9 protein-coding genes are annotated in these 14,680 nt (G+C 70.6%); 4 read left to right on the forward strand and 5 right to left on the reverse strand.

Annotated features, from left to right (window positions below; genetic code table 11):
• Positions 1–7: 7 nt before the first annotated feature.
• From IU476_RS24765 to IU476_RS24775, 3 genes are all read right to left on the reverse strand, one after another.
• Complete coding sequence (locus IU476_RS24765; protein ID WP_438944063.1) at positions 8–3,766, reverse strand: nitrate reductase subunit alpha; 3,759 nt, start codon at positions 3,764–3,766, stop codon at positions 8–10.
• Positions 3,767–4,068: 302 nt separating this feature from the next.
• A complete protein-coding gene (locus IU476_RS24770) occupies positions 4,069–4,386 on the reverse strand; it encodes a hypothetical protein (protein ID WP_195103876.1) in 318 nt (105 codons plus the stop codon).
• 68 nt (positions 4,387–4,454) lie between these two features.
• A complete protein-coding gene (locus tag IU476_RS24775) occupies positions 4,455–6,752 on the reverse strand; it encodes an arylsulfatase (RefSeq protein ID WP_195103877.1) in 2,298 nt (765 codons plus the stop codon).
• Between the two features lie 149 nt (positions 6,753–6,901).
• Here IU476_RS24775 and IU476_RS24780 point away from each other — a divergent pair, with 149 nt between their 5' ends.
• Genes IU476_RS24780 through IU476_RS24795 form a run of 4 tightly spaced genes read left to right on the forward strand, consistent with a single transcriptional unit; the run spans position 6,902 to position 11,995 of the window.
• Positions 6,902–8,491: an ABC transporter substrate-binding protein gene (locus tag IU476_RS24780; RefSeq protein ID WP_324194260.1), complete on the forward strand. Its 1,590-nt coding sequence runs from the start codon at positions 6,902–6,904 to the stop codon at positions 8,489–8,491.
• Complete coding sequence (locus IU476_RS24785) at positions 8,488–9,447, forward strand: ABC transporter permease (protein WP_195103879.1); 960 nt, start codon at positions 8,488–8,490, stop codon at positions 9,445–9,447. The genes IU476_RS24780 and IU476_RS24785 overlap by 4 nt, the downstream gene beginning before the upstream one ends.
• Complete coding sequence (locus IU476_RS24790) at positions 9,444–10,295, forward strand: ABC transporter permease (protein WP_195103881.1); 852 nt, start codon at positions 9,444–9,446, stop codon at positions 10,293–10,295. The genes IU476_RS24785 and IU476_RS24790 overlap by 4 nt, the downstream gene beginning before the upstream one ends.
• Positions 10,292–11,995, forward strand: coding sequence for a dipeptide ABC transporter ATP-binding protein (locus tag IU476_RS24795; RefSeq protein ID WP_195103883.1), 1,704 nt, complete (start codon positions 10,292–10,294; stop codon positions 11,993–11,995). The genes IU476_RS24790 and IU476_RS24795 overlap by 4 nt, the downstream gene beginning before the upstream one ends.
• 3 nt (positions 11,996–11,998) lie before the next feature.
• On the opposite strand, the gene IU476_RS24800 is transcribed toward IU476_RS24795, so the two are convergent.
• Both IU476_RS24800 and IU476_RS24805 read right to left on the reverse strand, forming a co-directional pair.
• On the reverse strand, positions 11,999–12,472 hold the full coding sequence (locus IU476_RS24800) for a GtrA family protein (RefSeq protein WP_195103885.1): 474 nt from the start codon (positions 12,470–12,472) through the stop codon (positions 11,999–12,001).
• Between the two features lie 398 nt (positions 12,473–12,870).
• Positions 12,871–14,607: an NTP transferase domain-containing protein gene (locus IU476_RS24805; protein ID WP_195103887.1), complete on the reverse strand. Its 1,737-nt coding sequence runs from the start codon at positions 14,605–14,607 to the stop codon at positions 12,871–12,873.
• Positions 14,608–14,680 lie beyond the last annotated feature (73 nt).

The raw sequence follows: 14,680 nt of genomic DNA on the forward strand, positions 1-14,680 counted from the left end.
GGCACCGTCAGTACTCCACCTGTTGGGAGCGGCGGCGGATCGTGGTGACCTCGTCGCGCTGATTTCCGGTGGGGCCGTGGTAGTTGATGGCGAACGACTGCTGCGCGTAGCCGCCGATCAGGTGCGTCGGCTTGATCATGATCCGGGTCAGGGCGTTGTGGATGCCGCCGCGTTTGCCCTTGGCGCCGTTGACGTTCGGCGTGCCTTCGATGCGGGGCACGTCCACGGCGCGGTCCTGCGCGTGGTACATGAACACGGTGCCCTCGGGCATCCGGTGGCTGACGATCGCGCGGGCGACGACGATGCCGTTGCGGTTGATCGCCTCGATCCACTCGTTGTCCGCCACGCCGATCTTCGCGGCGTCCTTCTCCGACATCCAGATCGCCTGCCCGCCCCGCGAGAGCGTGAGCATGTGCAGGTTGTCCTGGTAGGCCGAGTGGATCGACCATTTGGAGTGCGGGGTCAGGTAACGCACGGTGACGCCGCGCTCGCTCACCTCGCCCACGCCGGGCTCCCGGAACAGCGCCGCCATGTCCAGCGGCGGCCGGAAGACCGGCAGCTGCTCGCCGAGTTCGATCATCCAGTCGTGGTCGAGATAGAAGTGCTGGCGGCCGGTCAGGGTGTGCCAGGGCTTGAGCCGCTCGGTGTTGATGGTGAACGGCGAGTACCGCCGCCCGCCGGTCTCCGACCCGGACCACTCCGGCGAGGTGATCACCGGCACGGGCCGGGATTGCGTGTCCGCGAACGTGATTCGCTTGCCCTCGTGCTCGGCCGCGAGGTCGGCCAGTCGCGTCCCGGTGCGACGTTCGAGCGCCTCGAAGCCTTCCACCGCGAGCCGGCCGTTGGTGGTCCCCGACAGCGCCAGGATGGCCTCCGCCGCGTGGACGTCCTTGGCCAGCGACGGGCGGCCCTGTGCGGCACCGGAGATCACGGTGCCGTTCACCCCCGCCAGGTACTCGACCTCGGCGTCGGGCAGCGTGGTCACGCCCTTGGTGGTGACTCCGAGCGTCTCGACCAGCGGCCCGAGCGCGGCCATCTTCTCCGCCAGCTTCGGGTAGTCCCGTTCGACCACAACGAGTTTTGGCATGGTCCTGCCCGGCACGGGCTCGCACTCGCCCGCCTTCCAGTCCAGCACCCGCCCGCGGGGCTGAGCCAGGGCGTCGGGCGAATCGTGCTGCAGCGGAACGGCTACCAGGTCCTTGCGCACCCCGAGGTGCTTCTCCGCCAGCCAGGAGAAGCCGCGCGCGATGCGGTGGAACGCCTCGAAGTCGGTCTTGGCCTCCCACGGCGGCGAGATGGCGGGGGAGAAGGCGTGCACGAACGGATGCATGTCGGTGGAGGACAGATCGTGCTTCTCGTACCAGGTGGCGGCGGGCAGCACGATATCGGAGAACAACGTGGTCGAGGTCATCCGGAAGTCCAGCGACAGCAGCAGATCCAGCTTCCCGGTGGCCGCCTCGTCGCGCCACTCCAGCTCCTGCGGGCGCACCCCGGCGACGTCGGTGGTCTGGAGGTTGGAGTCGGTGCCCAGCAGGTGCTTGTGGAAGTACTCGTTGCCCTTCCCGGAGGACCCGAGCAGATTGGCCCGCCACACCGTCAGCACGCGCGGGAAGTTCTCCGGTGCGTCGGGATCCTCGCAGGCGAAGCGCAGGTCGCCGGACTTCAGGCCGTCGACCACGTACTGCTGCGGCGTCTTGCCCGCGGCCTCGGCCTCGTCCACCAGATCGAGCGGATTGCGGTTGAGCGTGGGATAACTGGGCATCCAGCCCAGCCGCGAGGCCAGCGCGATGTTGTCGGCGGCGGTGCGCCCGGCGAACCGTCCCGAACCCGTCGGCGAGGCGAACGACTCGGCGGTGAACGGGTCGTAGCGCCACTGGTCGTTGGCCAGGTACCAGAACACCGTGCCCTGCATCTGTCGCGGCGGCCGCTGCCAGTCCAGGCCGAAAGCCAGTGTGGCCCAGCCGGTCACGGGGCGGCACTTCTCCTGCCCGACGTAATGCGCCCAGCCGCCGCCGTTCACGCCCTGGCACCCGGTGAGCAGGGTGAGGGTGAAGAACGACCGGTAGATCTGATCGGAGTGGAACCAGTGGTTGGTGCCCGCGCCCATCAGGATCATCGACCGGCCGCCGGAACGCTCGGCGTTGTCGGCGAATTCGCGTGCGATGCGGGCGGCCTGGACGGCGGGCACGCCGGTGACGGCCTCCTGCCAGGCGGGGGTGTAGGGCGCGTCGGCGTCGTCGTAGCCGGTCGCCCAGTGGCCCGGCAGCCCGTCGCGGCCCACGCCGTACTGTGCCAGGAGCAGATCGAAGACGGTCGTGACACGCTTGCCCGCAACGATCCTCGTCGGGACGCCGCGCGTCAGCACGGTGGCGGAGCCGGACTCGGCGTCGAAGCGGGGAAACTGCACGGCCGCAACATCGTCGGTGCGGCCGTGCAGCGTCAGCAGGGGATCGACGTCCCCGAGATCCAGGTTCCAGCGACCCGTGCCCGACTCCGAGAAGCGGTCGCCCAGTGTGCCGTTGGGCACCACCGTGTTGCCGTCGGCGTCCAGCAGGACCGTGCGGTGTTCCGCGCCCTCGCCGGTGTGGCCGAGATCGGCGGCGGTGAGGAACTTTCCGGGTGCGAAGGTGTGACCGCCGTACTCGCCGTCGCCGTTCCAGCCGCCCGCGTGCTCGTCGAGGGTGATCAGGAACGGCAGGTCGGTGTAGCGCTTCACGTAGTCCAGGAATCGGGGCGTGTCCCGGTCGACGAAGAACTCCTTGAGGATCACGTGGCCCATCGACATGGCAAGGGCCGCATCGGTTCCCGGGCGGGCCGGGACCCACTCGTCGGCGAACTTGGTGTTGTCGGCGTAGTCGGGGGAGACCACCACGACCTTCTGCCCGCGGTAGCGCGCCTCGGTCATGTAGTGGGCGTCGGGCGTGCGGGTCACGGGGACGTTCGAGCCCCACATGATCAGGTAGCCGGCGTCGAACCAGTCCGCGGACTCCGGGACGTCGGTCTGGTCGCCGAAGACCTGCGGCGAGGCCACCGGCAGGTCGGCGTACCAGTCGTAGAACGAGAGCATCGACCCGCCGAGCAGGGAGATGAACCGCGCGCCGACCGCGTGCGACACCATCGACATCGCCGGGATCGGGGAGAACCCCGCCACCCGGTCCGGCCCGTAGCGCTTGATGGTATGGACGTGCGCGGCGGCGGCGATCTCGGCGGCCTCCCACCACTCGGCGCGCACGAACCCGCCCTTGCCGCGCGCGGACTTGTAGCGCTTCGCCTGCTCGGGGTTCTCCACCAGCGACTCCCAGGCCGCGACGGGATCCTTCAGCCGGGACTTGGCCTCGCGGTACATCTCCAGCAGCACCCCGCGGACGTACGGATATCGCACGCGCGCAGGGGAATACGTGTACCAGGAGAACGACGCGCCGCGCGGGCAGCCGCGCGGCTCGTACTCCGGCTTGTCCGAGCCGACGGACGGGTAGTCGGTCTGCTGGGACTCCCAGGTGATCACGCCGTCCTTGACGTAGATCTTCCACGAGCACGATCCGGTGCAGTTCACCCCGTGCGTGGAGCGCACCACCTTGTCGTGCGCCCACCGGTCGCGATAGAACTCGTCGGCGCCGCGCCCGCCCACCTTGTGCACCGAACGCAGGTCTTCCGACACCTCGCCGCGGGCGAAGTACTTGCCCAGCCGGAGCAGGGCGTCGCCGGACGCGGCGGATCGTCCGTTCGATTCGGAGGGGGACGAACCCTTTGTCCGCGAAATAACCACAACGCCCCCTTCGAGCTGTGAACCGGGCTGCTGCACCCGAGAGTAGGGACGCCGCGGGAGCGGGCAAAACGGTTCTCTCACAACGCGCGCGGGCCCGTGGTGAACTGTGAGGCCGGGGAAACGTGGTGGTCACTGTGCGGGGCGGAACTCGCTCGACCTGGGCGGGGGCGACCTGGGCCGATGCCGATCCGAGAGGGCCCGGAGGGTGCTCTTCGGGTATTCGGGTGATGCTTTGGAAACGACCGGTTCTCGGGCGCTTTACATTTGTTTACATTTCCGCAGACTCGTTCCCGCCGGAATTCTCACCAGCAGAAGCGCACCGGATGGGCGAACATCGCCGCGACCACGACCAGGTCGATCACCACCGCCGCCCACGCCGCCGGCACCACCCAGCGAGACCGGAACACGAACGCGCAGACCGCGAACGGCAGCGTCCAGACCGCGAGGGTGGCGATGACCCACCACCCGCCGGTCATGTCCACTCTGGCGGTCGTGTCCCCGCAGCGGGTGTCGGCCGCCGCCCACAGCCCGATCGCCACGCTCCACGCCGCCGCGGCCGTCCATGCGATCGCCGCGGCGGCGGCAGCCAGCCGGGGAATGTGCCGATGCACGGTCCTCATCCTGCATCGGCGGTCACCCGGCCGGGGCGGTTTCGGCGGAGACGGGGGCGGTCGGTTCGGGAGCGGGGCTATTCGGCGACGAGTTCGGCCTCGGCCTCCACCGCGCGCACGGTGCGCTCGGGGACGCGGAGCGCGCCCGGGGTGTAGGTGATCGCGCGCAAATCACCGGTGTATCGGAAGGGCCCGCGGCGTTCGCGCAGCTCCCAGGCGACCGGACCGCGGGCGTCCACACCGACGGAGATGCCGGTCCACGGGGACATTCCCACCAGCTGGACCTGGTCCGGCAGGTGACTCACCGGCGTGCCGTCGACGCTGAGGGTGAAGTCCCAGCGCAGCCTGGGACGGACCCGCGCGGCGAGCTCGATCTCGCGCGCGCCCGCGGGCAGCGGCGTCGCCACCTCGGCGTAGCGGCCGTAGGCGTTGTACCCGAACACGACCCGGCCGTCCTCGACATACAGCAGGTAACCGCCCTGCGGATCGCCGTGCGCCACCAGCACGCCCTCGTCGCCGTCGGCGTAACCGGCCAGCTCCGCCGTGACGGTGAAATCGCGATAGGCGATCAGCCGTTGCGAGCGGTACCGCTCCAGCGTCGGGGTGCCGGGCAGCAGGCGCAGCGGCTCGGACAGCCGCGCCTCCTCGGGCCTGCGACGAGCCAGGTCCGCGCGGGTCAACAGCGGGAAGACCGTGTTGTGCCAGGCCGCGTCGTCCCAAGCACGGGCCAGCTCGGCCACCTTGTCGGGGAGTTCGCTTGCCACGTCGTGCAATTCGGTGGGATCGGTGCGCACGTCGAACAGCTGCCAGCGCGGGTCGTCGATATCCGTGCCGGGTTCGTGCAGCGCGAGCAGCTTCCAGCCGTCGCGGTAGAAGCCGCGGTGCCCGGTCATCTCCGAATACTGTTCGACGTGCGCGGAGACCGTCTGCGGGTCGCGCAGCAGCGCGACCGCCGAGACGCCGTCGAACTCCTTGGCGGGCAAGCCGTTCCGCACGCTCGGCCGGTGCAGTCCGGCCAGCTCCAACAGCGTCGGGGCGAGATCGGTCACATAGGCGTATTCGCGGCGGACCTCGTTGGCGGGCAGACCTTTCGGCCACGACACCAGGAACGGCACCCGGACGCCACCGGCGAACGTCTGGCCTTTGTAGAACCGGAACGGCGTGTTCGAGGCCTGTCCCCAGCCGCGCGGATAGTGCACACCCAGCCGTGCCGTGCCGATCAGCTCCTCGTCGTGCGGCACGTCGCCGACCCAGTCCGGATCGTCGACGTGCGCGAATTCCGCCAGGTAGCTGCGGGTTCCGACGGGTCCGCCCTCGGCGGTGCCGCCGTTGTCGGAGGTGAAGACCACGATGGTGTCGTCCAATTCGCCCAGCCGGTCGACCGTGTCGAGCAGTCTGCCCAGGTTCTGGTCGATGTTGTCGACCATCGCCGCGTACACCTCCATGTAGCGGGCGAAGCGCCGCTGCTGGTCGGCGGGTAGCGAATCCCACTCCTGCGCTTCGTATCCCGGCTCGGTGTTGCGCGCCTTCTGCTGTGTCCCCGCGGGGAACAGGCCCTGGGCCAGTTGCGCGGCGAAACGGCTGTGCCGCAGCCGGTCCCAGCCCGCGGCGTAGCGTCCGCGGTACTTCTCGAGGTCGATCCGCTTGGCCTGCAACGGACCGTGCATCGCGACGTGGGCGAAGTACAGGAAGAACGGCTTCGTCGCGTCGTGGGCGCGCAGATCCTTCAGATACGAGATCGCCTTGTCGGTGAGATCGTCGGTGACGTAGTAGTCGTCGGGGTAGGTCTCGACGTCGACCACCGAACTGTCGGAGACGATCTGATTCGGGTGGAAGAAGGAGTTGAAGCCCTCCAGCGAGCCGTAGTAGCGGTCGAAGCCGCGCTGGGTCGGCCACGAATCCCGGTGCGCCGCAGGGTTCATGGTGGCATCGCGCACCAGATGCCATTTGCCGACCGCGTAGGTGGCGTAGCCGTTCGCGCGCAGGATCTCCGGCAGCGTGAGTACGTCGTCGGCCAGCTCCAGGCGCAGTCCCGGATAGCCCGGGTCGGCGTTGGCCACGAACCCGAAGCCCGCGCGATGCGGATTGAGGCCGGTGAGCAGCGCCGCCCGCGACGGCGAGCACAGCGGCGTGGTGTGATAGTTGGTGAGCCGGATGCCGCGCGCGGCCAGGCGGTCCAGCGTCGGCGTCTCGATCTCGGAGCCGAACGGGCCGATATCGCTGAAACCCATGTCGTCGACGAGCACCACGATGATGTTCGGGGCCTGCGCGGGCGCGGCGGGCGGGTAGTCCCAGTGCGGGCTGGAGTCGGCCGTGGTCCGGCCGATCGTGCCGGTGAAGTTCTCGTAGCCGCGGGCGTGGTCAGGCACAGACATCGCTCCAGCGAAGCCCGGCGGCGGAGGTGTTCGCCAGGGTTTCACGCAGGGTGCGCGCAACCGGTGCCGCCACCTGGCGCGCTGATTACCGTAACCGCCATGCACATCAGTCGACGCCGCGCGCCCCGACACGGAACGGGCGACCCGTCGTGCTGAGTTCTCCCTCCGGCGTCCTGGGGCGCCGCACTTTCCTGCGCGGGGCGGGCGCCGCCGTGCTCGCCGCGGCCGCCGGCGGCGCCCTGGCATCCTGCACCTCGGCGGTGCGCGAACTCGACGCCACGGGCGACGACGCCACCCCGGTGCGCGGCGGCACGTTGAAGATCGGCACGCCGTGGGACATCGTCCCCGCCAACATCCTCACCAACACCGCGACCACGCCCATGCTGATCGGCCTGGTGTACGAGTCGCTGATCCGCTACCCGAACGATCGGCTGGAACCGCAACCGCTGCTGGCGAAGTCGTGGACCCTGGCGCCCGACGGCTTGTCGCTGGCGCTGGAGCTGCGCGACGACGTCACCTTCCACAGCGGGCGGCCGTTCACCTCCGCCGATGTCGAATTCGCGCTGCGCACCTACGCCGACCCGAAATGGTCGGCGCAGCTGAAGAGTACGGCCGCGGCCGTCACCGAGTACGACACCAGCGCGCCGCACCGCATCGTGCTGCGGTTCGCGCATCCGCTGGGCAACATCTTCGACCTGCTGGACACCGTGCCGATCCTGGACCGGGAGAGCATCGGCCGGCTCGCCACCGGCGAGGCGTTCATCGGCACCGGGCCGTTCCGGTTCGTCGATCGAATTCCCAACAGCCGCTTGGTGTTCGAACGCAACGAGCACTACTGGGTGCCGGAGCGGCCCTATCTGGACCGGGTGCAGCTGTCGGTCATCCCGGACAGCCAGGCGCAGCTCAACGCGCTGCGGTCGGGCCAGATCGGGCTCGCGCACGGGCTCAACCCCCGCGACATCGAAAACCTCGCCGCGCGACCGGGTTTCAAGTCCATCACCTACGACGGCGCCGAGTTGCAGATGTATGTCGGTGTGAACGTGCAGAATCCGGCGCTGGCCGACGTGCGGCTGCGGCAGGCGATCGCCTACGCCCTCGACCGCGACCGCATCATCACCGAGGTGTTCCGCGGGGCGGGATATCCGCTGAACGTGCCGTGGCCGCGCAACTCGCCCGCCTACGACGAGGCACGCAACACCCGTTATGCCCGTGACCTCGGCAAGGCCCGGGAGCTGCTGGCGCAGGTGGGGAAGCCGCCGGTGATTCCGTTGTCCTACAACACCAGTACGCCCTCGCACGCGGCGACCGCGCAGATCGTGCAGGCGAATCTCGCCGAAGCCGGCATCGAGGTGACCCTCGACCCGAACGACGACGGCACCGCGGTGAAGAAGCTGATCGGCGGCCAGTATCCGGGCCTGTGGGTCACCGACCACTCGTGGGCGCAGTTCGTGCCCTCCACGCTGACCGTCAGCGCCTACCCGTTCAACGCGCGCAAGAACGCCTCGCACTACGAATCGCCCGCCTACCTCGCGGCCGCCGACGCCGCCTGGCGGCGCACCGGGAGCACGGACGGCGCGGCGGTCGCCGCGTACCGGGCCGTCAGCGACCAACTGCTCGAGGGACTGTTCCTGATCGAGATCGGGGTCCGGTTCAACCAGGCGGCGGCGTCCAAGCGGGTGCACGGGGTGGCGTGGACCAAACGCCGCGAGACCCTGCTCACGGAGGCCTTCTTGTCGTGACCCGATATCTGTTGCGCCGCTTGCCTTCCGCGGTCCTGGTGCTGTTCCTGGCGTCGGTGCTGATCTTCCTGCTCATGCGCCTGGTGCCGGGTGATCCCGCGACGACCCTGGCCGGACCCGACGCGACACCGCAGACCGTCGAGGCGATCCGGCATCAGCTCGGCCTGGACCGCTCGATTCCGGCGCAGTACCTGAGCTGGCTCGGCGGCCTGGTGACCCTCGACCTCGGCCGGTCCTATGTGCTGGGCGGGCAGATCTCCGAACTGGTTTCGGAGGGCCTGACGAATACGTTGGTGCTGACGGCGGCCGCGCTGCTGCTCGCGGTCGCGGTGAGCTCGAGTCTGGGTGTGGCGGCGGTGGTCCGGCCGAACCGGTGGCTGAACGCGGTGATCGCGGCGGCCAACACGGTGGCCGTGGCGCTGCCCACCTTCGTCACCGGTGTGCTGCTGGCGCTGGTGTTCGCGGTCGTGATTCCGGTACTGCCCGCGGGCGGGGTGCCGCCGAACGGGTTCGTCGCGCGGCCGGACATCGCCGTGCAGTATCTGGTGCTGCCCGCGGTGTGCCTGGCGTTGCCGGTGGGCGCGGCGCTGACCCGGTTCCTCACCGAGGCGCTGCGCACCGAACTCGGCAAGCCCTACGTGCTGACCGCGCGGTCGCAGGGAATCTCGCAGTGGCAGATCGTCACTCGCGGCGCGCTGCGCAACGCGCTGCCCGCGATGCTGACCGCGCTGGGCATCCAGACCGGCCACCTGCTCGGCGGAGCGGTCCTGGTCGAGGCCATCTTCGCCTGGCCGGGCATCGGTCAGCTGATCGAGCAGGGCATCAACCGGCGCGACTACCCGGTCGTGCAGGTGCTGCTGTTGCTGTCGGTGACCGTCTTCGTGGCGCTGCAACTGCTCACCGACGTCGTGCACGCGTGGCTGGATCCGCGGATCCGGATCGGCGGTCGATCATGACCGAGGTGGTGACCGTCGGCGAGCCCGACACAACCTCCCGAGGCAGGTTCGCCTTGCTGCGCGGCCAAGGGCTGGCCGGTCTGCTGCTGGTGGGTGTGATCGTGCTGGCGGGGCTGTTCGCCGGCTTGCTGAGCCGGCAGGATCCCGTCACGCAGATCACCGGCGCGAACCTGCTGACACCCACCGCGGAGCATTGGCTCGGCACCGACGAACTCAATCGGGACGTGTTCGCGCGGGTGCTGCACGGCTTGCGCGTGGATCTGCTGATCGTGTTCGTGGCGGTGCCGCTCGCGGCCGTGCTGGGATCGGCGATCGGCTTGCTGGCGGGCGTGAATCCGTTGGTGGACACCGTGGCTCAACGCGTCTTCGATGTCGTGCTCGCCTTTCCCGCGCTCATTCTCGCCATCGCGCTGGCGGCGATCACCGGGCCCGGGGCGCACGCGGTGATCATCGTGATCGTCGCCGCCGAGGTGCCGGTGTTCGGGCGGCAGATCCGCACCGCGATCCTGCGAGTGCGCGAGCAGGCCTTCGTCGAGGCCGCCGAGGTGATCGGCGCGGGCACCTGGTGGACCGTCCGGAAACACGTGCTGCCCAACGTGTCCGAGCCGTTGGCGGTGCAGCTGGCGCTGTCGATGTCGATCGCCGTGGCCGTGGACGGGGCGATGAGCTTCATCGGTCTCGGGGTGCGGCCGCCGCAGCCGTCGCTGGGAGCGGTGGTCGCCGAATCGGTGTCGAACATGGACGCGAATCCGGCGATGGCCGTCGGCCCCCTCGTGGTGGTCGCGGGGCTGACGCTCGGGTTCCTGCTGATCGCCCAGGGACTGGGCCGGGCCAGGAGGATCGGATGAGTACCACGGAGACCGCGGAACCGAAAAGCGCTGTGGTGCTGGAGGTCCGGGACCTGGTGGTCCGGTTCGGGGCGCGCACGGTGGTGGATCGCGTCGGCTTCGGTGTGCGGCGCGGCGAGGTGGTCGCGCTGGTCGGGGAGTCGGGCTCGGGGAAGTCGCTGACCGCCCGCGCGGCGCTCGGCCTGCTGCCCGACGGGGCGCGCGCGACCGGCTCGATCCGGTTGAACGGCACCGAGATCGTCGGCGCGAGCGAGGCACAGCTGCGCGGTGTGCGCGGGACGCGGGCGGCGATGGTGTTCCAGGAGCCGCAGACCGCGCTGAACCCGGTGCAGAAGATCGGCACGCAGATCGCGCAGGCGCTGCGCGCGCACGGGCCGATCGGCAAGGCCGACGCTCGCGCCCGCGCGGTGGAACTGCTTGCGCTGGTGGATATTCCGGAGCCCGAGCGACGCGTCGACTGGTATCCGCATCAGCTGTCCGGCGGGCAGAAACAGCGAGTGGTCATCGCGCTGGCGCTCTCGGGCGACCCGGATCTGCTCATCGCCGACGAGCCGACCACGGCGCTGGATGTGACGGTGCAGGCCGAGATCCTGGAGCTGCTGCGAGATCTCCAGCGGCGCAAGGGAACCGCCGTCCTGTTCATCACGCACAATCTCGGGGTGGTCGCGGAGATCGCCGATCGGGTGGTGGTCCTGCGCGGCGGGCGGGTCGTGGAACAGCAGCCGGTGCGCGAGCTGTTCGCCGCACCGCGCGAGACATACACGCGCACACTGCTGGCGGCCGTCCCGCTGCTGCCGGAGCTCGGCAGTGCCAGGGCATCCGAGGTGTCCGCCAGCAGGGCGGCCGAGGACACCGCGACCGCGTCGCGCGAGGTCGAGCTGGGGATCGCCGAGCCGACGCAGTCCGAGCCGGTCGTGCGGCTCGATGACGTCACCGTCGTGTATCGGGCCCGCGGCAAGCAGTTCCGGGCCTTGGACCAGGTGTCGCTGTCGGTCGCGCCGCGCGAGGTGATCGGGCTGGTCGGTGAATCCGGTTCCGGCAAGAGCACACTCGGCCGCACCGCACTGGGGCTGGTGCCCGCCGCGTCGGGTGAGGTGGTGCTGCAAGGTATTCCGTTGCGGGGGCTGCGTCCACGGGAGTTGCGCGGGCTGCGCAAGCACGTGGCATTGGTGCACCAGGACGTCACCGCCTCGCTCGATCCGCGGCGCAGCATCGAGGACTCGATCGGGGAACCGCTGCGGGTGCATCGGGTGGCGAGCGGGTCGCTGCTGCGGGCCAAGGTCGCGCGGTTGCTCGAATCCGTGCGGCTGCCAGACGATTACGCGGGGCGCCGGCCCGGCGAGCTGTCCGGTGGGCAGCGGCAGCGGGTGGCCCTGGCGCGGGCGCTCGCGCTGGCGCCGCGGCTGCTGGTGGCGGACGAACCCACCAGCGCCCTGGACGTCTCCGTGCAGGCGCAGGTTCTCGAACTGTTCGCGGACCTGCGCGCCGAGTACGGGTTCGCCTGCCTGTTCATCAGCCACGATCTGGCGGTCGTGCATCAGGTCGCCGACCGGGTGGTGGTGCTGCGGGCCGGATCGGTCGTCGAAACCGGAACGCCCGCAGAGGTTTTCGGGCGGCCGCGCGAGGAGTACACGCGCCGGTTGCTGGCCGCGGTGCCCGTGCCCGATCCCGCCCGCGAGCCGCTGGCGCTCGGCGCCTGAGCGTCAGCGCCGGAATACGACCCACCGCATGGCGCAGTACATGTAGACCGCCTCGCACGCGCCCGCCGCGACTCGGGCCACGTGGTACTCGACACCGACCGCGCTCAACACGCTGGACACGCCGAGGATGAAGGCCAGGTAGTTCACCACGATGACCACCACGTACACCGTGATCTGCGGCCCGACCGCCGCGTGCGAGCGAAAGTTCAGCGTCCGGTTGGCCAGGTAACTCAATCCGAACGCGCAGGCGTAGCCGACGGTCACCGCCACCGGCAGGGCCACGCCCCACCAACTGTGCAGCACCGTCAGCAGAATCAGATCGATCGCGAACGTACACCCGTTGATCAGCGCGAACCCCAGAAATGTCGCAGGCACCAGCGCGCCCAGCCCCCACGGCAGCCGCCGCACCACCCCCGCACACCACCGCGGAAACCACTCGGCCCGCCCCGCCGCCTCCGTACTCGTATCGACCCGCACCCCGCCACGCTCCCACCACCAGATGTCGAGCAGGTGATCAGCGGGTTATCCGCGCCCCGCGCCATCCGGGCACTCGCGCCGCAGCATCGCGCGAGGACGCCGTTCGGGATCCGAGGGCCTGCGGCTGCTGACCGCCGAGGCCTTCCTCGAGCGCCTGACCTGCGCTGGCGTGCGTCCCGGCGATGTCGACGACGTCGTGAAGTGGTCGACGATTCCGATGGACGCGGTTCCCGGCGTCCTCGCCCCGGAAACGCCGTGGGTGGACGTCTCACATCGGCACCGCCGGGCGTTCGCCCTCGGGGCCGTCCGGACCCGGTGGCGCGGAATCTCGGGACACGGTGATGCGGAACCTCCGGCACGGTGGCGGGGAACCGTGGGTGCGGTGGGTGGAGCCTGGTTCAGGTGGGGAGGGGGAGGTATTCGACCTGGGTGCCGTCGGTGGCGTGTGGGGGGACTATGACCAGGGCGTCGCGGTGGAGCAGGCCGGCGAGGTGGGCGGTGCGGATGTGGGGATCGCCGAGCCAGCCGCCTTCCGGGGCGGCGCGGGCGGGGACGATTCTCGGTGCGGGACCGGAGATTTCGGCGGCATTGAGAAGCGGGGCGAGGCGTCTGCGGGACGGGGTGCGGGCGGTGCGGCCCTCGACGATCGCCGGTGCCAGAGCGAGCAGGGTGGCGACCGCGGCGAACGGATTGCCGGGGAGGCCCAGAATGGTGGTGCCGCCGGCGGTTTCGGCGACCACCGTGGAGCCGCCGGGGCGCAGGCGTAAGCGGTGGACCAGGATTCGGGCGTCGATGCGATCCAGGGCGTCGCGCAGCTGGTCGGCCGCGCCGCCGCCGGTGGCGCCGACCACCACCAGCAGTTCGCATTCCGCGTCGGCCGCGAGCACCTCGTCGAAGCCGTTCGGGGTGTCGCGCAGGTGCACTCGGTCCAGGGCTTGAATCCCGCACCACCCCAACAGGTCCGGGAGCACCGGTCCGATCGAGTCGCGGGTCTGGCCGGCGTGCAGCGGGCCCTCGCTGCGGATCTCGTCGCCGGTCATCACGATGCGGGCGCGCACCGGTCCGCGCACCGGGGCGGCGGCGACCTCCGCGGCGGCGGCCACCGACAGCAGGGCGGCCGTCACCGGCGTGCCTTCCGGGGCCACGATGTCGCCGGGCTGCCAGTCCTCGCCGCGGCGGCGGACATCGTCGCGGACGGGGGCGTCCGGCAGTCGTCGCAGTGCACCGTCCGGGTCGGCGTGCACGAATTCGTCGCGGACCACCGCGGTGGTGCCCTCGGGCACGTGCGCGCCCGTGGCGATGCGCACGGCCTCGCCGGGGAGCAGCCCGACCGGGCGCTGTCCGCCCGCGAAGCCGACGTCGTGCCGCAGCCGCCACGGACCGTCGCCCGCCACCGCGTAGCCGTCCATCGCCGACACGTCGAACCGGGGCAGCGCGTCGGCGGCGGCGAGCGGGGCCGCCAGCGTCGCGCCGGGCACCGAGCGCAGCGGAGCCTGCCGCGATGGGAGCCGAGAGGAGTTGCGGCGCAATATGCTTCGGGCCTCGTCCAGGGTCACGGGCGCGGCGTGGGCGCGGGCCCGTCGCACGTCGTCGGCGGTGTCGCAGTCGGCGACTCCCGGCAGGGGCACCATCATCGTGTCCACCGGCACCAGCGCCTTCATGGGCGCGTTGGTCAGCGAGTCGAGCCGGTCCAGGCCCGTCAGCAGGGCCGTGCGCCGCCACACGCCGACCAGGTACTGCGGCCGCCCGGACTCGTCGGCTGCGAAGACCGCGTCGGCATCGGATTCCGCGGCGTGCGTGAGCAATTCGCCGATCGCGTCGGCGGTGAGGAAAGGCATGTCGGCGGCGAGGATCACCAGCAGTTCGGCGGGGAAGTCGCACTCCTCCAACGACCGCAGCCCGGCGGCGATCGCGGCCACCGGGCCCGATCCGGCCGGGACCTCCTGCGCCTGGCGGACTTCCGGCGGAAGTTCGGGTCGGTGCGGTCCGACCACGACCGTGCGCGCGCAGGCCGCGACCGCGCTCAACGCCGCATCCAGCAGGGAACGCCCGCCGACCACGATCGCGGGCTTGTCCACCCCGCCCATCCGGGTGGCCCGCCCGCCGGCCAGCACGATCGCGTCGGCGTCGGTCACGAGTCGGCGCCCGGTAGGTTCGTCATGGGGCCGATCGTAGTTCGTCGCGGTCGCGGAGAGTCGCCCACGGCCG

It is taken from the genome of Nocardia blacklockiae, from assembly GCF_015477355.1.
In the GTDB taxonomy this organism is placed as follows: Bacteria; Actinomycetota; Actinomycetes; order Mycobacteriales; family Mycobacteriaceae; genus Nocardia; species Nocardia blacklockiae.

Excerpts from the sequence above, each read along its gene's own strand:
- IU476_RS24775 (WP_195103877.1), bottom strand. The coding sequence starts at position 6,752 with ATGTCTGTGCCTGACCACGCCCGCGGCTACGAGAACTTCACCGGCACG.
- IU476_RS24770 (WP_195103876.1), bottom strand. The coding sequence starts at position 4,386 with ATGAGGACCGTGCATCGGCACATTCCCCGGCTGGCTGCCGCCGCCGCG.
- IU476_RS24790 (WP_195103881.1), top strand. The coding sequence starts at position 9,444 with ATGACCGAGGTGGTGACCGTCGGCGAGCCCGACACAACCTCCCGAGGC.
- IU476_RS24795 (WP_195103883.1), top strand. The coding sequence starts at position 10,292 with ATGAGTACCACGGAGACCGCGGAACCGAAAAGCGCTGTGGTGCTGGAG.